Source organism: Rubrivirga sp. S365 (assembly GCF_032248475.1).
GTDB lineage: Bacteria > Bacteroidota > Rhodothermia > Rhodothermales > Rubricoccaceae > Rubrivirga > Rubrivirga litoralis.
This window is the reverse complement of sequence record NZ_JAVTTN010000001.1, coordinates 1,002,474-1,020,329: the sequence shown is the minus strand read 5'-3', so window position 1 is coordinate 1,020,329 and position 17,856 is coordinate 1,002,474. Positions and strand designations below refer to the sequence as shown.

15 protein-coding genes are annotated in these 17,856 nt (G+C 72.7%); 7 read left to right on the top strand and 8 right to left on the bottom strand.

Features of this window, described 5'->3' with window-relative positions:
* The first annotated feature begins 15 nt into the window (after positions 1-15).
* On the top strand, positions 16-633 hold the full coding sequence (locus RQM47_RS04490) for a class I SAM-dependent methyltransferase (protein WP_311661439.1): 618 nt from the start codon (positions 16-18) through the stop codon (positions 631-633).
* 139 nt (positions 634-772) lie between these two features.
* On the opposite strand, the gene RQM47_RS04485 is transcribed toward RQM47_RS04490, so the two are convergent.
* From RQM47_RS04485 to secA, 4 genes are all read right to left on the bottom strand, one after another.
* A complete protein-coding gene (locus RQM47_RS04485) occupies positions 773-1,660 on the bottom strand; it encodes a PPK2 family polyphosphate kinase (protein WP_311661437.1) in 888 nt (295 codons plus the stop codon).
* 278 nt (positions 1,661-1,938) lie between these two features.
* Positions 1,939-2,160, bottom strand: a complete 222-nt coding sequence (locus RQM47_RS04480) for a hypothetical protein (RefSeq protein WP_311661436.1) — start codon at positions 2,158-2,160, stop codon at positions 1,939-1,941.
* A 210-nt stretch (positions 2,161-2,370) separates the two neighbouring features.
* Positions 2,371-4,095, bottom strand: coding sequence for a DNA repair protein RecN (gene recN / locus RQM47_RS04475; RefSeq protein ID WP_314007589.1), 1,725 nt, complete (start codon positions 4,093-4,095; stop codon positions 2,371-2,373).
* A gap of 247 nt (positions 4,096-4,342) precedes the next feature.
* Positions 4,343-7,768, bottom strand: a complete 3,426-nt coding sequence (secA, locus tag RQM47_RS04470; protein ID WP_314007587.1) for a preprotein translocase subunit SecA — start codon at positions 7,766-7,768, stop codon at positions 4,343-4,345.
* Between the two features lie 397 nt (positions 7,769-8,165).
* Between secA and RQM47_RS04465 the strand changes: the two genes are divergently transcribed.
* The 4 genes from RQM47_RS04465 to RQM47_RS04450 all read left to right on the top strand — a co-directional run bounded on the left by RQM47_RS04465 (position 8,166) and on the right by RQM47_RS04450 (position 10,288).
* Positions 8,166-9,143 (top strand): PorV/PorQ family protein, encoded by a 978-nt coding sequence (locus RQM47_RS04465; RefSeq protein WP_314007584.1) that lies wholly within the window; start codon positions 8,166-8,168, stop codon positions 9,141-9,143.
* A gap of 69 nt (positions 9,144-9,212) precedes the next feature.
* Positions 9,213-9,419: a hypothetical protein gene (locus RQM47_RS04460; RefSeq protein WP_311661430.1), complete on the top strand. Its 207-nt coding sequence runs from the start codon at positions 9,213-9,215 to the stop codon at positions 9,417-9,419.
* Positions 9,420-9,422: 3 nt separating this feature from the next.
* A complete protein-coding gene (locus RQM47_RS04455; RefSeq protein ID WP_311661429.1) occupies positions 9,423-9,710 on the top strand; it encodes a type II toxin-antitoxin system RelE/ParE family toxin in 288 nt (95 codons plus the stop codon).
* Positions 9,711-9,874: 164 nt separating this feature from the next.
* Complete coding sequence (locus RQM47_RS04450; RefSeq protein ID WP_311661428.1) at positions 9,875-10,288, top strand: hypothetical protein; 414 nt, start codon at positions 9,875-9,877, stop codon at positions 10,286-10,288.
* Positions 10,289-10,308: 20 nt separating this feature from the next.
* Here the strand turns inward: RQM47_RS04450 and RQM47_RS04445 are convergent, their stop codons facing one another.
* The 3 genes from RQM47_RS04445 to RQM47_RS04435 form a co-directional block, all read right to left on the bottom strand.
* Positions 10,309-10,665 (bottom strand): Uma2 family endonuclease, encoded by a 357-nt coding sequence (locus tag RQM47_RS04445; RefSeq protein WP_314007581.1) that lies wholly within the window; start codon positions 10,663-10,665, stop codon positions 10,309-10,311.
* Positions 10,662-10,919, bottom strand: a complete 258-nt coding sequence (locus tag RQM47_RS04440) for a hypothetical protein (protein WP_311661426.1) — start codon at positions 10,917-10,919, stop codon at positions 10,662-10,664. Before RQM47_RS04440 ends, RQM47_RS04445 begins: the two co-directional genes overlap by 4 nt.
* 71 nt (positions 10,920-10,990) lie before the next feature.
* Positions 10,991-11,923: a tyrosine-type recombinase/integrase gene (locus tag RQM47_RS04435; protein ID WP_314007577.1), complete on the bottom strand. Its 933-nt coding sequence runs from the start codon at positions 11,921-11,923 to the stop codon at positions 10,991-10,993.
* 265 nt (positions 11,924-12,188) lie between these two features.
* On the opposite strand from RQM47_RS04435, the gene RQM47_RS04430 reads away from it, so the two are divergent.
* On the top strand, positions 12,189-12,827 hold the full coding sequence (locus RQM47_RS04430; protein ID WP_314007574.1) for a peroxiredoxin-like family protein: 639 nt from the start codon (positions 12,189-12,191) through the stop codon (positions 12,825-12,827).
* Positions 12,828-12,897: 70 nt separating this feature from the next.
* Here the strand turns inward: RQM47_RS04430 and sucB are convergent, their stop codons facing one another.
* Entirely contained in the window at positions 12,898-14,853 is a 1,956-nt protein-coding gene (sucB, locus tag RQM47_RS04425; protein ID WP_314007571.1) for a 2-oxoglutarate dehydrogenase, E2 component, dihydrolipoamide succinyltransferase, read from the bottom strand.
* Between sucB and RQM47_RS04420 the strand changes: the two genes are divergently transcribed.
* Complete coding sequence (locus RQM47_RS04420; RefSeq protein ID WP_314009434.1) at positions 14,755-17,721, top strand: M16 family metallopeptidase; 2,967 nt, start codon at positions 14,755-14,757, stop codon at positions 17,719-17,721. The two genes, sucB and RQM47_RS04420, sit on opposite strands and share 99 nt — an antisense overlap.
* The last annotated feature ends 135 nt before the right edge of the window (positions 17,722-17,856 follow it).

Below are 17,856 nucleotides of genomic sequence, written 5' to 3'. Positions count from 1 at the left end.
GCACCCGCCCCGCCCATGCCCACGCTCCCCGCCCACGCCTTCCGCCGCGCCGACGAGTCGCCGGACGAGCAGTTCTACCAGCACCCGCGCCTCGTCACGCACATCGACGCCGGCGCCGTCGCGGCCGTCACCGACCTCTACCGCGCGCACGTCCCCGAGGGCGGGGCGGTCCTCGACCTCATGTCGAGCTGGGTGAGCCACCTCCCGCCGGAGGCGACGTACGCGCGCGTGGCCGGGCTGGGGATGAACGCCGAGGAGCTGGAGGCGAACCCGCGCCTGAGCGAGTGGGCGGTCCAGGACCTCAACGCCCGCCCCGCCCTCCCGTACGCCGACGGCGCGTTCGACGCCGCGCTCTGCTGCGTGTCGGTGCAGTACCTCACGCGGCCCGTCGAGGTGTTCGCGGACGTCGCCCGCGTGCTCCGGCCGGGCGCTCCGTTCGTGGTCACGTTCTCGAACCGCTGCTTCCCGACCAAGGCCGTGCTCGCGTGGCGGTCGCTGGACGACGCCGGCCACGCGGCGCTCGTCTCGTCCTACGTCGACGAGGCCGGCGGCTTCGACGCGCCCGAGACCACGGTCCACCGCCCCGCCCACGGCGACCCGCTGATCGGGGTCACGGCGCGGCGCGCGGCGTAGCCGGGCCGCCCCGCCCCGACGCACCCTCAGAGTTCGGTACGGCTCGATCTCACCTCGGCGCTCGCGTACCTCGACCGAGTACCCTGTACCTCGTACCCGGTACCCTCCCGCAAGATATGGCGTTGCGCGGGCGGGGTGGCTAGTCGTCCGCCCCCAGCTGCTCGCGGCCCCACTGGAGCAGCTCGCGGAGGTCGTCGTCGGGCTCGGGGAAGTCGTCGTGGAGGTCGCGGAGGGCGACCCGGACGACGGCCGCCGCGGCGGCCCGGCTAAACCACTTGTGGTCGGCGGGGAGCACGTACCATGGGGCGCGGTCCGTGCTCGTGGCTTGGAACGCAGCCTGGTAGGCGTTGAGGAAGGCGTCCCAGTCCTCGCGCTTCTCGACGTCAGCGCGGCTAAAGTCCCACCGCTTCTCGGGCCGCTCGGTCCGCTCGACGAGGCGGCGGCGCTGCTCCTCGTTGGAGACGTGGAAAAAGAGCTTGACGACGCGGATGCCGTTCTCGGTCAGGTAGCGTTCGAAGTCGCGGATCTGGCGGAGCCGGTCGTCCCAGAGCGTCCCGTCCTCGACGCCGGCGGCGACGTCCGGCGGCAGCTTCTGCTCGGCCAGGAACTCCGGCGAGACGCGGTCGGAGACGACGCGGCTGTAGTACGAGCGGTTGAAGACGGCCACCTCGCCGCGGGCGGGGAGGGCGCGGGCGGCCCGCCAGAGGTAGTCGTGGCGCGCCTCCTCCTCGGACATCGACGAGAACGACGTGGCCGTCGTGGCGCCGGGGTCGAACGCGCCCATCACGTGGTGGACGGCCTCGTCCTTGCCGGCGGCGTCCATCCCTTCGAGCACCACGAGGAGCCCGTGCGTGCCGTGGGCTTCGAGCATGAACTGCCGCCGCGCGATCTCGCGCGCGGCCTCCGCGGTCGCCTCACGCGCCGCGTCCTCGTCGTCGAACGGCGCCGTCGCGGACGGGTCGACGTCGGCGAGCCGGTCGTCGGGGCCAAAGCGGAAGGCGGCGGGGTCGAGGGCGGGGTGGTCCATGCCCGTGCAACGCGGGCGGGGTGGCCGGCGCTCCGCCCCGTGCCTTTTTTGGGCGCGGCCTGGGGGGCGCCCGCCGGTGGCGGGTAGTGGAGACGCCGCCCCGCCCGCACTCAGCCGCTTATGCTGCCGCGGGCGGGGCGGTCCTACTTCCGCCGCCTGCTGCGCGAGCCACGCCGGGTGCCGGAAAACAACGGTATGGACAGACTGCATCGCCTTTGCAGCGTCTAGGTCTTCTTCCGCGTAGCGGAGCCAGTCGAGGGCGTCGTGGAGAGTCTGCGTCACGGCGCCTCGCGGGCGTAGACCTCCCGTCCCTCACGGAGCCCGAGGCCGACGATGTGCCACGGAGAGCTCCGCCGCTGGTCGACCTCGTCGGCTGAGGCCACGACCACGTCCTTCGCAACGGGCAAGTCTGCCAGGACACGGCGCAGGGCGACCGTCGCGTCCCGCCGCCGGCCGACGTCTGCGAGCACCACGAGCAGGTCGAGGTCACTCCCGGGCACGGCCTCCCCCGCGCGTACAACCCGAAGACGCCGACGCGGAGCGGGTCCGCTGCCTCGACGATCCGCGCGACGGCCGCCCGGACGTGGGCGGCGCTGGGCGTCGGGAGCGGGGCGGAGGACGAGGCCCTAGGACGAAGGTAGGCCGCCCCGCCCCCGCGTCGATCTCGGGCGGGGCGGACTCACCCCGCCCTCGCCACGGGCGGAGCGGCCTTACTCCGCCGCTCGGCCCTCCTCGATCAACTCGCGGGCGGACTGGAGCGCCGCTGGGCTCACCGACGCGCCGGCCAACAGCTGCGCCACGGCCTCGGCCCGCTCCGCCTCGTCGAGCCGGCGGATGTGCGTCCGCGTGCGGCCGTCGACGACCGTCTTCTCGACCTCGAAGTGGACGTCGCCGAGCGAGGCGATCTGCGGGAGGTGCGTGATCGCGATGATCTGGTGGAACTGGCCCAGCCGGTGCATCGACTCGCCCGCGCGCCGCGCGATCGGCCCCGAGATGCCCGTGTCGATCTCGTCGAACACCAGGATCGGCAGCCGCTCCGACTTCGCGAGCACCGCCTTCAGCGCGAGCATGATGCGAGACACCTCCCCGCCCGAGGCCACTTTCGCAAGGGGTTTGGGGTCCTCGCCCAGGTTCGCCGACAGGTAGAACTCGACGAGGTCGGCCCCGGCCGGGAACGCGACCACGCGGTGCGTCTTGGCCCCGGCGGGGAGGCTCACCCAGCCCGAGTCGTCGTCCTGGAACCCGAACTGGACGGCAAAGCGCGCGTGCGGCATCCCCAGCGTGGCGAGCTCGACGCCGATCGCCTCCTCGATCCGCTCGGCCGTCTCGTGGCGCTTTTGGCTGAGCCGGTAGGCCGCCTTGGAGAGCGTCTCCTGCGCGTCCGCGATCCGGCCGTCCAGCCGGGCGATCGCGCCCTCGAAGTCTTTGGCCAAGTCGTACGTCTGCCCGATCTCGGCACGGTAGGCGAGGACCGCCTCGACCGTCCCGCCGTACTTCCGTTCGAGGTAGTCGAGCTCGCCCAGGCGCTCGCGGATTTCGTCCAGCCGCTCCGGGTTGAACTCGATGCGCGCGTTGTAGTCCTGGAGAAACTGCGTGGCCTCCTTCAGCGCGATCTCCGCCGAGCGCACGTCGGCGAGCGTGTCGTCGAAGGCCGAGTCGATGCGCGCGAGGTCCTGGAGCTGGTTCCGTACGAGCACGGCCCGGTCGTAGAGCGCGTCGTCGGCGTCCGAGATCTGGCCGTAGAGCTCGGCCGTCGCCTCGTAGAGGCGCTCAGCGTTCTCGAGGATGCGGCGCTCGGCCTCCAGGTCGTCGGCCTCGCCCTCCTTGAGACCGGCCGCGTCGATCTCCTCGATCTGGAACCCGTAGAGCTCCTTCTGCTTGCGGAGCTCGGCCTCGCGGCGCACGAGGTCGCGGCGCTCCGTGACCAGCTTCGCCGCCGCCCGGTACGCCTTCCGGTACGTCTCCACCAACCCGCCCAGCCCGCCGAAGTTGTCGAGCAGCTCGACGTGCGTCTCGGTCCTGAGCAGCGACTGGTGCTCGTGCTGCCCGTGGAGGTCGATGGTCGACGCCGACACCTCGCGGAGCACGTCGAGCGTGGCCGGCGTGTCGTTGATGAACGCGCGCGAGCCCCGCCCCGACACCTCGCGGCGGACGACGAGCAGCCCGCCCTCGGACGGCTCGATCTCGTGCTCCTCCAGGACCGCCGGCAGCCGGCCCTCGTCGGCGTTGTCGAACACGCCCTCGACGACGGCCTTTTTCGCCCCGCCCCGCACGGCCTCCGTCGAGGCGCGGTCGCCCAGGAGCAGCTTCATGGCCCCGAGCAGGATCGACTTGCCCGCGCCCGTCTCGCCCGTGATGATGTTGAGCCCGCTGTCGAACTCGACCTCGAGCTCCTCGATGAGGGCGTAGTCGCGGATGTAGAGCGAGCGGAGCATCGCGAGGACAAGGGACTGTGGGGACTGGAGACTGAGGGCGGGGCGGGACCCGGGGCGCGAACACCGACACCACCCCGGACGCCGCCGACCGCCCCGCCCACGTTACTCAGTATGACGGGGAGGCCGGCCACCAAACGAACGGCGGGGGCGCCGACCACCCCGCCCCCGCGTGTGCGGGCGGGGTGGCGGATTGGGCGGGGCGGGCCTTTCCCTGGTCCCTCACTCCCAGTCCCCAGTCCCGGCGCGGCTAGCCGCGCCCGTGGCAGTGCTTGTACTTCTTGCCGGAGCCGCAGTAGCACGGCTCGTTCCGGCCCACCGTCTTCTCGGCCACGACCGGGGCCGCCTTGGCCGTCGGGTCGCGCTCGGCCGACGAGGCGCCGTCGCCGCCGGCGGTCGCCGCCAGGGGCGGGGCGGCCTCCTGCTGCGCCGTCGCGCGCCGCGCGTCGAGGCGCGGCTTGGCGACTTGCGTCACGCGGCGGGCCGCCTGGCGCTGGCTGTCGCCCTGGACGAGCGGGCCGGCCTTGAACACGAGCCCCACGACCTCCTCGTCGACCGTCTGCACGAGCTCTTTGAAGAGGCGGTACGCCTCCATCTTGTACTCGATGAGCGGGTCCTTCTGGCCGTACGCCCGCAGCCCGACGCCCTCCTTGACCTCGTCGAGGTCGCGGAGGTGCTCGGTCCACTTTTCGTCGATGACCGACAGGACGGCCGCGCGCTCCAGCGCGTCGTTGATCTCCTGGCCCTCGGACTCGATCACGGCGTCGGGCGTGACGGTCGCGCGGAGCACCTTCCGGCCGTCCGTGAAGTCGACGTAGAGCTTGGAGGGGCGCTTGTCCTCGTCGGCCGTGTCCATCATCTGCCGGGCGCTCTGGAAGAACGGCCGCGCGAGCGCCGCCCGCTTCCGGCGGTAGTGCGACGTGGCCTCGTCGAGGATGCGCTCAACGAGCCCGTCGGCGCCCAGGGTCGACGCCGTCATCGGGTCGATCTCGAAGTCGAAGGCGAGGTGCCGCAGGAGCCCCTCGCGGATCTCCTCCAGGTCGCCGTTCCCGAAGTGCTCGCCGACGATCTTCTCGACCAGCCCGCGGAGCATCTCCAAGATGTCGCCGCGGAGGCGGTCGCCTTCGAGCGCGTTCATGCGCCGGTCGTAGATCACCTCGCGCTGCGCGTTGAGCACGTCGTCGTATTCGAGCTGGCGCTTGCGGCTCGCGAAGTGGTTCTGCTCGACCTTGGCCTGCGAGCGCGCGACGCCCTTCGTGAGCCACTTGTGCGTGAGGACCTCGTCCTCCTCCATGCCCAGCCGGTCCATGATCTTGGCCGTCCGGTCGTGGCCGAAGAGGCGCATGAGGTCGTCTTCGAGCGACACGTAGAACTGGCTAAAGCCCGGGTCGCCCTGCCGCCCCGCCCGGCCGCGCAGCTGGAGGTCGATGCGGCGGCTGTCGTGGCGCTCCGTTCCCAGGATCGCCAACCCGCCCAGCTCCTTGACGCCCTCGCCGAGCTTGATGTCCGTGCCCCGCCCCGCCATGTTCGTGGCGATCGTGACGGCGCCCTTCTGTCCGGCCTCGGCCACGATCTGGGACTCGGCCTGCGCGCGGGACGCCTTCGCGTTGAGCACGTTGTGCTTGATCCCCGCGCGCTGGAGGAGCCGAGCGACCTGCTCCGACGCCTCGACCGACGCCGTGCCGACCAAGATGGGCTGGCCCGTCGCGTGGATCTCCTCGATCCGGTCGAGGAGCGCCTTGTACTTGGCCCGCTTCGACTTGTAGATGAGGTCGTCGTCGTCGGCCCGCGCGATGGGCCGGTTGGTCGGGACGACCACGACGGGGAGGCTGTAGATCTTGCCGAACTCCTCGGCCTCGGTCTCGGCCGTGCCGGTCATGCCGGCGAGCTTCGAGTAGAGGCGGAAGTAGTTCTGGATCGTGATCGTCGCGTACGTCTGCGTCGCCGCCTGGACCTTGACGCGCTCCTTGGCCTCAATCGCCTGGTGGAGCCCGTCGGAGTAGCGGCGGCCCGGGAGCACGCGGCCCGTGTGCTCGTCGACGATCATCACCTTGTCGTCCTGGACGATGTACTCCTTGTCGCGCTCGTAGAGCGTGTAGCCGCGGAGGAGCTGGTTGACGGCGTGGATGCGCTCGGACTTTTCGGCGTACTCGGTGTACACCTTCCGCTTGGACTCCTCGGCCTCGTTGCGGAGCTCGCGGAGGTCGTTGTCCAGCTTGTTCTGGCGCTTCTCCTCGTCCAGCGAGTCGTCCTCGCGGAGCGACTCGACGAGGTCGGCCTTTTTGTCGTCGTAGGTCCGCTCGATCTGGGCGATCTCCTCGCCCACGTCGGGGATGACGAAAAAGTCGGCGTCGGTCCCGGCGGCCTGCCCGACGGTCTCGCGGCCGCGGTCGGTCATCTCGATCTGGTGCTGGGACTCGACGAGCGAGAAGTACAGCGGCTCGTCGACCTCGGGCATCCGCTTGCCCGAGTCGGCGAGGTAGACCGACTCGACGCTGCGGATCATCATCTCGACGCCCGGCTCGCCCTTGAGCTTGATGAGCTTCGGGTTGCGGGGGTAGCCGCGCTGGGCGCGGAGGAGGTCGAGGCCGGCGTCGTCGCGGAGCGCGGCGGCTTCCTTTTTGTTGCCGGCCGCCTCGGCCTCGTCGGCCGCCTTCAGCTTGCGCTCGGCGTCGGAGACGTAGCCGGCGACGAGCTTCTGCTGCGCGCGGATGAGCCGCTCGACCGGCGGCTGGAACTCCTTGTACTCGTCGACATCGCTCTGGGGGACCGGCCCGGAGATGATGAGCGGCGTCCGCGCCTCGTCGATGAGGACGGAGTCGACCTCATCGACAATGGCGTAGTGGTGGCCGCGCTGGACGAGCTGGTTCGCGTCGACGACGAACGAGTTGTCGCGGAGGTAGTCGAACCCGAACTCGTTGTTGGTCCCATAGGTGATGTCGGCGCGGTAGGCGGCGCGGCGGCCGGGGCTGTGCGACGGGTGCTTGTCGATGCAGTCGACGGTCAGGCCGTGGAAGGCGAAGACCGGCCCCATCCACTCGGCGTCGCGCTGGGCGAGGTACGGGTTGACGGTGACGACGTGGACGCCGCGGCCGACGAGCGCGTTGAGGTAGAGCGGGGCGACCGACGTGAGCGTCTTGCCCTCGCCCGTCTTCATCTCGGCGACCGAGCCCTGGTGGAGGACCGCCCCGCCCAGGAGCTGGACGTCGAACGGGACCATCTGCCACTCGACCTCGGCGCCGCCGGCCTCCCAGGTCTTGCCCACGAACCGCCGGCACGTCTCCTTGATGACGGCAAAGGCCTCGGCCAGGATGTCGTCGAGCACGTCCTCGACGGCGTCGAGCCACTCGCCTTCGAGGTCGTCGAGGCGGGCGTAGAGGTCCTGCCGCTCGCGGACGGAGAGGCCTGTGGGCACCGCCTGCCCGTCGCCGCCGACGGCGTCGTCGTCCTCTCCGGCGGCCAGGAGCCGGGCGCGGACCTCGGCCTGCTCGGCCTCGATGGGCGCGCCGGCCTCGGCGATCTGCGCCTTGAACCCCGCCGTCTTCGCCTTCAGCTCGTCGTCGCTCAGCGACTCGAGCCCCTCGGCGATCTCGTTGATCTCGTCGACGAGCGGGAAGAGCTTTTTGAGCTCGCGCTCGTTGGAGTCTCCGAACAGCTTTTTGAGGGCGGCGAGCATGGGGCGGGGCGGTCTGGGGGAGGACGGCGAAGCTACGCGTCGGAGCGGACCCGGAGGGCGGGGCGGCGGGCGGAACCGGTGTGGGACGGGGTGCCCGGGCGGCCGTTCCGCGGTCTCCGTGCGTTCTTGGGCCGGAGGGCGTGCCGCAACGGCGGGCGCTGCACGAGGTAACGCGGGAGGCTTGCCGTCTCGTCACCCTTCGACACGGCTTCGCACGCCCGGGCCGCCCCGCGCGGCGATCGCGCCCGCGCGCGGGCGCCGATGTGCCCTGGCCGGCGGGGCGGGGCGGCGTAGCTTCGGGCACGCCCGCCGCCCCGCGCCTAGTCGCCCCTTCGAGACGGTTCCGCACGACGCTCCTCCGCCCCGCCCGCCCGGGCCGGGGCCTGCTCCAGCCCGCATGCGCCCGTTCCGTCTGCTCGCGTGCGCCGCCCTCGCGGTGGCGCTTGCCGCCCCGCCCTCGGCGGCCCAGTCGCGCCGGGAGACCGGGTTCGGGGTCGCCCGCCTGGACGCGTCGACGCGGGCGGCGGCGCTCGCCGGCGCCGGCGCGCTGCCGGGCGACGATCCGACGGCCTTGTTCTACAACCCGTCCCTCCTCTCGTCGGAGATGGACGGCGCGGTCGCGCTCTCGTACGCGAACCTCGTGCTCGACGTGGGGAGCGGGGCGGCCGTCTACGCCCGCGACGTGAGGGGCGTGAGCGGGGCGGTCGGCGTCCGGTTCGTGTCGTACGGCGAGTTCGACCGGGCCACGGGCGGGGAGGTCGATGGCGACGAGGGGACGTTCGGGGCCAGCGAGGCGGCTGTGACCGTGTCGGCCGCGCGCGAGGTGCTCCCGGCCTTCCGCGTCGGCGCGACCGTCCACGCCCTGTTCTCGTCGGTCGACGACGCCGACGCGCGGGCGCTGGCCGCCGACGTGGGCGTGTCGCTCGCGGTCCCTGGGCAGGCCCTCACGCTGGGCGCGAGCCTCCACCACGCCGGCGTCGTGCTGTCATCGCTGGGCGAGTCCCGCGACCGGCTCCCGCTCGACCTCCGCCTGACGGCGGTGAAGCGGCTCCAGTACGTCCCGCTCACGGTCTCGCTGGCGCTCACCGACCTCCAGGCGTTCGAGGGGCCGGCGCCGGGCGACTCGTCGTTCGTGGGACGCGCGCTCGACCACGTCGCGCTGGGCGGCGAGCTGGCGCTGGGGTCGACGCTCAAGGCCCGGGTGGGCTACAACGGCCGCCGGGCCGGCGACCTCGACGCGGGCGGGCGCCTGGACCTGGCGGGCCTGAGCCTGGGCGCCGGCCTCACGCTGCGCCGTGTGACGGTCGACTATGCCTACGTCGGGTGGAGCCGGTTCTGCGGCCTCCACCAGTTCGGGGTCAGGACGCGGCTGTAGGGCGGCCCGCCCCGCCCGTGGGCATGGGGAGCCAGGGGTTAGCTTCGGGTCCGCCTGCCCGCCCCGCCCGTGCCTGCCTCCAGCCCGACCCCGAAGCAACGAGCGCGCCGCGTCGTCGAAGAGCTCCCCGACGACGCGACGTACGAGGACGTGATCGCGCGGCTCATCGTCGTCCACAAGGTGGAGCGCGGGCTGACGCAGGCCCGGGGCGGGGTGGGGCTGCAGTCGCAGGAAGAGGTAGAAGCAGAGTTCGCACGCCGCCGGGCGGCGCGTTGACCCGTGGCCGACGTCGTCTGGACTCCGCAGGCGCGGGCGGACCTTGCCGCCGTCGAAGACTATTACGTCGAGGTGGCGCCCGCCTACGCCGACATCGTCGTAGACGGCCTGCTCGGCTCCGTCCGCCGCCTCGCGACGTTCCCACTCTCTGGCCGCTCCGTCCCTGAGATCGCCGACCCCGCGATTCGGGAGGTCGTCTGGAGAGAGTACCGGGTGATCTACTGGGCAGATGAGGCGCACGTCGAGGTGCTTACCGTCCTCCACACGTCTCAGCAGTTTGGAGCGGCCTAGCCCCATGAAGGCGATCTGTTCGCGCTGCGGCGTGTGACCACTGACTACGTCGGGTGGAGCCGGTTCGGCGGCCTTCATCGGCGTGCGGACGCGGCTGTAGGGCACGGGCCGGGGCGCCGCCGCGTTCTTCCCCACCCCGCCCGTACAGGTCTGATCCGCCCGCCATGAGCACGCTCCGCCCCGCCCTCGCCGTCCTCGTGTTCCTGTCGCTGGGCGGGGCGGGGTGCGCGGCCGCCCAGGAGGCCGCCCCGCCCGTTCAGTCCCAGGACGCGCGCGCTGAGGCCGACTCGCTCCGGCTCGCGCTCGGCGAGCGCGCTGAGCGCGAAGGCGAGACGGTCGCGTTCGAGGCGCTCGTCGAGGACAGCCGGTGCCCCGAGGGCGTCCAGTGCATCTGGGCGGGGCGGGTCCAGGTCCGCCTGACGGTGGGCGGCGAGCCGGTCGTGCTCACGCTCCCAGCACGAGAGGAGGGCGAACAGGAGGCGGTCGAGCGGGGCGGCGTCCGGGTCGCCCTCGTCGGGCTGGAGGGCGGGGCGGAGGCGCCCGAGGTGGTCCTGGTGACGGGGCCGGCGGACGGCTAGCCACCCCGCCCGCGGCGGTTCTACGAGCGGCGGGGGCTCCCGAACAGCGAGGCGACCTCGACGGCGAACCCGTCGAGCAGCGCCGACGCCGCCCGCCCCGTGGCGCCGAGGTCGGCTTGCGTCCGGTAGCGGCCGTCTTCGCGGGCGAGCACCGCGACCGTTTTGCGCTCGGGGTCCACGATCCAGTACTCGGACACGCCGCGAGCCTCGTAGACGTCGCGCTTGAGCGTGAGGTCGTAGTACGCGGTCGACGGCGAGAGCACCTCCGCCACGAGGTCCGGCGCCCCGCTCAGGCCCTCCCGCGTCACGATCCCGTCGCGCGCGTGGGAGACGAACACGAGGTCCGGCTGAACGACGAGCGAGTCCGACAGCGTCACGTCGAGGGGGACACGAGCACTTCGCCGAGGCCGTGCTCCTCCACGAAACGCGATAGAGCTACGTGGAGGCGCGCAACGACGCGCTGGTGCAGGAAGAGCGGGGCGGGCGACACAAGGACCTCTCCGTCGAAAAACTGCGCGAGCGTCCCCTCCGGCAGCGCGTGGAAGTCGGCCAACGACTGGCCGCGGAGCCACGTCACCGTCTCCTGCGAAACGGCCGGCGAGTCGAGCGAGATGGGGAGCGGGGCGGGCATGGTCGCGGGGGCGGAAAGGGAGCATACGGGCGCGCGCTCCGCGGGCTCCACCCCGCCCGCGCAGAGCCGCGCTACTCCGTCTCCGGCTCGCGCGTGAGCAACCCCTGCTTGCGGAACGAGATCATCGTCGTCTCGAGCGTCCCGTGCCGCATCCGCCGGCGGACCTCCTCGACCGGCATCCCGTCGTTGAGCCAGATGAGCGCGGCCGTGTGCGTGAGGCTGTGCGGGCTCACGCCACGCCGCTTGAGCTTGGCGGAGCGGAGATGGCCGTTGATGCGGCCCCGGACCGACCGCGTGTTGAGCCGGGTCCCCTCGCTCCGGTGCCCGTGGCTGACGAAGAGCGGGGCCGAGGGCGGGGCGGACCGCGCCTGGAGGTACACGTCGAGCGGGCCGAGGGCGGAGTCATCCAGCGGGACGCGGGCGTCCTTCGACGTCCGCCCCTTGCCCTGGACCCGGATCACGGTCCCCATCAGCGTCCGGTCGAGGTCGTCCACGTCGGCGCGGACGAGTTCGATCTCGCTCAGGCCGCCGTACACCATGAGCGCCATGATGGCCCGGTCGCGGCGGCCGATGAGCGTGGCCTCGGGGACGGCCTCGAACAGGGCCTCGACCTCGTCGGCGCGCAGGACGGCGCGGCTGTGGGACTCCGGCCGGCGGTTCCCCTTCACGCCGCGCGCTGGGTTTTCGGCCAGGTCGCCGCGGGCGACGAGGTAGTCGCAGAACCGGCGGATCGCGGTGAGGTACGTCGAGACGGACACCTGGCTCAGCTCGCGCTCTTCCATGAGGTACGCCTTGTACGCCTCGACGTCGGCCTCGACGAACCGGAACCGGCTCGACGGCCGCCCCGCCCGGACCGCGTGGTACCGCTCGAACTCGTTGAGCGTGCGGCGGTAGGTCCCCCGCGTCTGCTCGCTCTTGTCCTTGAGGTATTCGGTGACGAACCCGTCGAGGCGCTCCTCGAGCTGGACGACGGAGAGGCGGAGGGGCGGGGCGGGGTCGGCCACGGTTTTGCGTTGTGGATAACGGCTATCGGAAGGTAGACCGCCCCGCCCCGCCCGGCAAGGGGCCGCTCGCCGGGCCCGCCCCGCCCGGGCGCTCGGGGCGGGGCGGCGGCGGGGGCGGGGCGGCGCCTGAGTGGCCGGTGGGCGGACCCACCGTTCGGGCCGGAGGCGCGCGCACGGGGGAGCCGCGGGCTCGGCGCGCGGTACGGACCGCCCCGCCCGCATCGGCGGCCGCCCCGTCGCCTCCACCCTACGCCCGGTCTTTCCCATGCCGTCCTCCCTCGCCCCCGGAGCCACCTTCCCCGACTACGTCCTCCCGGACCACACCAAGACGCCGCGCCGGCTCTCCGACCTCCAGAGCGGCGACCCGATGGTGGTCACGCTCATCCGCGGCTTTTTCTGCCCCAAGGACCGCGTCCAGCTCCAGGGGCTGTCCGCGTTCTACAAGCAGCTCGTCGTGGGCACCACGCGGCTCGTCACGATCACGACCGACGACTGGCACACGACGAACAACCTCCGCCAGCAGCTCGACGCCCACTGGCCGTTCCTCTACGACGAGGACCGGACCGTCCAGCAGGACCTCGGCATCAAGGAGTACACCGACACCGAGCACGACGTGATGATTCCGCACACGGTCGTGCTCCGGCCCGACCTCGAAATCCACCGCGTGTACAACGGGTACTACTACTGGGGCCGGCCCTCGACGGCCGAGCTCCACCAGGACCTCCGCGAGATCACCCGGTCGATCCGCCCCGACTGGGACCTCACGCAGCCCGCGCTCCGCGAGGCGTGGGAGGCCGGCGACAAAAAGCCGTTCTACCCGTACGGGCAGAAGTCGATGGAGCGCGTGATGCAGGAGATGGCTGGGGCCGTCGACCAGTTCGCCGGGAGCGCCGACGGCGACTGACGGAGCGTCGTCCGCCCCGCCCGCGCCCCAGAGTGGGCGGGGCGGGGCGGACTGACTGCGGCTCGGGCCGCTAGAGCAGCGTCGAGTCCGGGCCGATGGCCTCCAGTTGGGCGCGGTACGCCGCGAGGAAGCTGGCCGCCATCGCCCCGTCGATGATCCGGTGGTCGTACGACAGCGAGACGTACATCATCTGGCGGATCGCGATCACGTCCTGGCCGTCCACCTCGATCACGACCGGGCGCTTGACGATGGCCCCCGGCGACAGGATGGCCGACTGCGGCTGGTTGATGATCGGCGTGCCCATGAGGCTCCCCAGAGAGCCCACGTTCGTGACCGTGAACGTGCCGCCCTGGAGCTCGTCGGGCTGGAGCTTTTTCGTGCGAGCGCGCTCGGCGAGGTCGGAGACGGTGTGGGCGAGGCCGGTCAGGTTCTGCTGGCCCGCGTTGCGGATCACCGGGACGAGCAGGCCCTTCGTGCCGACGGCCACGGCCACGCCGACGTTGAAGTCCTTCTTGACCAGGATGCGCGTGCCCTCGACCGACGAGTTCAGGAGCGGGTGGTCGCGGAGCGGCTCGATGGCCGCCTCGACGAAGTACGGCGTGTAGGTGAGCTTGATGCCCTCGCGCTCCTGGAACGCCGCCTTGTGCGCCTCGCGGTGCTGGACGAGGCCGGTCACGTCGACCTCGGAGAAGCTCGTGACGTGGGCGCTCGTGTCCTTCGACCGCCGCATGTGGTCAGCGATGAGCTGCCGCATCCGGTTCATCTCGATCACCTCGACGCGGTCGCCCGTCTCGGCCGAGGCCTCGGCCGCCTGGGCGCGCGTGCGCGGCGCGGCCGGCGCCTGCCGCGCGGCCGGGCGGGGCGGGGCGGCCTGGGCCGCCGAAGTCTCGGGTCCCGACCCCTCAGCGTTGTAGCTCTTGGGCTGCGGCGTCTCGGCGGGCTGGCCCGCCCCGCCCCGCGACTCGAGAAAGCCCATGACGTCGGCCTTGGTCACGCGGCCCTCCTGGCCGGAGCCCGTGATCGACTGGAGCTCGGAGAGCGAGAGCCCCTCGGTCTCGGCGATCGAGCGGACGAGCGGGGAGTAAAAGTTGCCCGAGTCGTCGCGGCGGGGGATCGGGCCGCGGTCGCCGGCCGTGGCGCGGGCGGCGGCCTCGGCGCCGCGCTCCTCCCGGACGGCCGGGGCGGCGGCGGCCGTGGCCTCGTTGGGGGCGCTGCTGTAGCTCTTCTCGTACGGCTCCGGCACGTCCGAGGCGCCGTCGCCCGAGGCGCCCGCCCCGCCCCCGCCGTCCGACGCGGCGGCGCCCGAGCCGATGACGGCGATGGGCGTGCCCACGTCGACCGTGTCGCCCTCCTGGACGAGGATCTCGAGGAGCGTCCCCGCCTCGGGGCTGGGCACCTCGGAGTCGACCTTGTCGGTCGAGATCTCGAGGAGCGTCTCGTCCTGCTCGACCGTGTCGCCGACCGCCTTCTTCCACTCCAGCACCGTCCCCTCCATCACGCTCTCGCCCATCTTGGGCATGACCACCTCGGTCCGCGCGCCGCCGCCGGCTGCGCCGCCCGAGGCCGCCCCGCCCGAGCCGCTCGGTGCGGGCGGGGTGGCGTCGCTGCCGTCGCCTCCGCCGCCATCGACGGGCCGCACGATGGGGGCGGCGGGCTTGGCCTCGGGCTCCACGGCCGGGTCCTCGCCGACCGGGTGCGTCTCGTCGTACGGCTCGGCGGCCTCCTCGACCGCCGAGTCCTCGGCGGGCGGGGCGGCGTCGGAGCCGCCGCCGAGGTCGGCGTTCACGTCCGTCTCGATGACGGCGATGGGCGTGCCCACCTCGACCGTGTCGTTCTCCTGGACCAGGATCTCGGCGATGCGCCCGGCCTCGGGGCTGGGCACCTCGGAGTCGACCTTGTCGGTCGAGATCTCGAGGAGCGTCTCGTCCTGCTCGACCGTGTCGCCAACCGCCTTCTTCCACTCCAGCACCGTCCCTTCCATTACGCTCTCGCCCATCTTGGGCATCACAACATCGACTCGGGCCATGGAAGGGGGGCGCAGGCGCGCGGCTTAAAGAGGGGGCGGGGCGGGAAGGTACGGGAGCCATACGCGGCCCCGCCCGGTAGCGCTCCCGGAGCCCGCACGAAAAAGCCGCCGCCCCGCCCGCGCCGGCTCCGGGCGCGCGCAAAGGCTCGGGCGGGGCGGCTCGCGAACGGGCTGACGTACTACGTCCGCGAAAACCGCGAGCCCCGCGACCGCGCCGAGCTCCGGCTCGTCGTCGACGCCGGGAGCGTGCTCGAAGACGACGACCAGCGCGGGCTCGCCCACCTGCTGGAGCACATGGCGTTCAACGGGACCGAGGCGTTCCCCGAGCAGGAGCTCGTCCGCTACCTCGAGTCGACGGGCATGCAGTTCGGGCCGGACGTCAACGCCTACACGTCGTTCGACGAGACGGTCTACATGCTCCAGGTCCCGACCGACTCGGCGGACACGTTCGAGACCGGCCTCGAGGTGCTCCGCGAGTGGGCCGGCAGCGTGACGATCACGCCCGAGGAGGTGGCCAAGGAGAAGGGCGTCGTGCTCGAAGAGCTCCGGCTCGGGCGGGGCGCCGGCGGGCGCGTCCGCGACGTCCAGTTCCCGGTCATCTTCCAGGGCTCGCGCTACGCCGAGCGGCTCCCGATCGGGGACGAGGAGACGCTGGAGGCGGCCACGGCCGAGCGGCTCCGCGACTTCTACGACGACTACTACCGGCCGGACCTCATGGCCGTCGTCGTCGTGGGCGACGTCGACGCCGACCGCGTGGTCGGGATGATCGAGGACCAGTTCGGCGACCTCGACCCCCCCGCCGACGCCCCGCCCCGCCCGAGCTTCAGCGTGCCCGGCCACGACGAGACGCTCGTCGTGATCGCGACGGACCCCGAGCTCCCGCAGGGGCAGGTCCAGGTCCTCCTCAAGCGAGAGCCCGAGACGACGCGGACCGAGGCCGACTACCGGCGGACCGTGAAGGTCGGGCTGTTCAACGCCATGCTCAACGCGCGCCTGGGCGAGCTCCGCCAGAGCGCCGACCCGCCGTTCGCGTTCGCCGGGGCCAGCCTGGGCGGCGGCCTCCGCACGGTCGACTTCGCCTCGTTCTTCGCGGTCGCGCCCGGCGCGGGCGCCCTCCGCGCCCTCGACGCGCTCCTCACCGAAGCCGAGCGGGTCCGCCGGTTCGGGTTTACCGAGGGCGAGCTCGAACGGGCCAAGGCCGAGGTCCTCAACGGGCTCGACCGGGCGCTCGCCGAGCGCGACCAGACGCCGAGCCGCGCCTACGCCAGCGCCCTCGTGGACTACGACCTCGAAGGCGCCCCGGCGCTGGGCGTCGACGACCGCGACCGGCTCACGCGCGGCTACCTCCCCGGCGTCACGCTCGACGAGGTGACGGCCCTCGCCAGCGAGCTCCTGGAAGAGGAGAACCGCGTCGTCGCGCTCGCGCTGCCCGAGACCGAGGGCGGGGCGGCGCCGACCGAAGCCGAGGTCCGCGCGACGCTCGCCGCCGTCGAGGCCGCCGACCTCGCGCCCTACGACGACGCCGTCGCCGCCGGCCCGCTCGTGCCCACCCCGCCCTCGCCGGGCCGCGTGGTCGAGGCCGACGACCTGGGCAACGGCGTCACGCGGTGGACGCTCTCGAACGGCGTCCGCGTGCTCCTCAAGCCGACCGACTTCCAGAACGACGAGGTCCTGATCTCGGCGACCAGCCCGGGCGGCACGTCGCTGTTCAGCCTCGACACGTACCGCGCGACCCAGTTCGCCGCGGCCGTCGTCGGGTCGAGCGGGGCGGGCGCGTTCTCGGCGCCGGAGCTGCAGAAAAAGCTGGCCGGCCAGACCGTCTCGGTCCTCCCCACGCTCTCGGAGCGCGAGGAGGGGATCCGCGGGCAGGCCTCGCCGGACGACCTCGACACCGCGCTCCAGCTCGTCTACCTCACCATGACCGCGCCGCGCCGCGACGAGGACGCCTTTGGCTCGACGCTGGGCCAGATCCGCACCTTCCTCGACAACGCGGCCGCGACGCCGCAGAAGGCGTTCTCGGACACGCTCAGCGTCACGCTCACCGGCGACAACCCGCGCCGCCAGCCGCTCACGCTGGCGGCCCTCGACGCCGCCGACCTCGACGCGTCGGTCGCGGCGGTGCGCGAGCGCTTCGCCGACGCCGACGACTTCACGTTCTCGCTCGTCGGCGCCTTCGAGCCCTCCGAGGTCCAGCCGCTCGTCGAGACCTGGCTCGGCGGGCTCCCGACGCTCCCGCGCACCGACGTCCCGCAGGACGTCCTGGTCGACCGGCCCGACGGCGTCGTCCGCAAGACGGTGTACCGGGGCGTCGAGCCGCAGGCGCGCGTCCAGGTCGTGTTCCACGGCCCGCTCGACGCCTACTCCGACGAGGCCGAGGCCGAGCTCGACGCGCTCGCCCAGGTCCTCGAGACCACGCTCCGCGAGACGCTCCGCGAAGACCTCGGCGGGACGTACAGCGTCCGCGTCCAGGGCGGGGCGGACCGCGAGCCGCGCCCCGAGTACACGGTCTCGCTGGGCTTCGGCGCCGACCCCGCCCGCGTCGACGAGCTGGTCGACGCCGTGTTCGCCGACATCGCGGCGCTCAAGGCCGACGGCCCCGAGGACCGGCTCGTCCAGAACGTCCGCGAGGGCGCCCGGCGCGAGCAGCAGACCGCGCTCCGCCAGAACGGCTACTGGCTGTCGGTGCTGGGCCAGGTGGCCCGCTACGGCCTCCCGGTCGACGAGGTCCTGGCCCGCCCCGCCCTCCTGGAGGCGGCGACCGAGGCGACGGTGCAGGAGGCGGCGCGGCGCTACCTCGACACGGACCGCTACGTGCAGGTGGTCCTGCTCCCGGAGACCCTGGGAGACGGCGGAGCCACGGACGAGTAACCGCCCCGCCCCGCTCGCACGTCGCGGGCGGGGCGGCCCGACGACGTCCGCCCCGCCCGAGCACGGGCGGGGTGGTCAGAGAAATTCGACGCGCCCTCTCCTCTCGTCCGCGTCGTACCCCCCGAACAGCCGGGG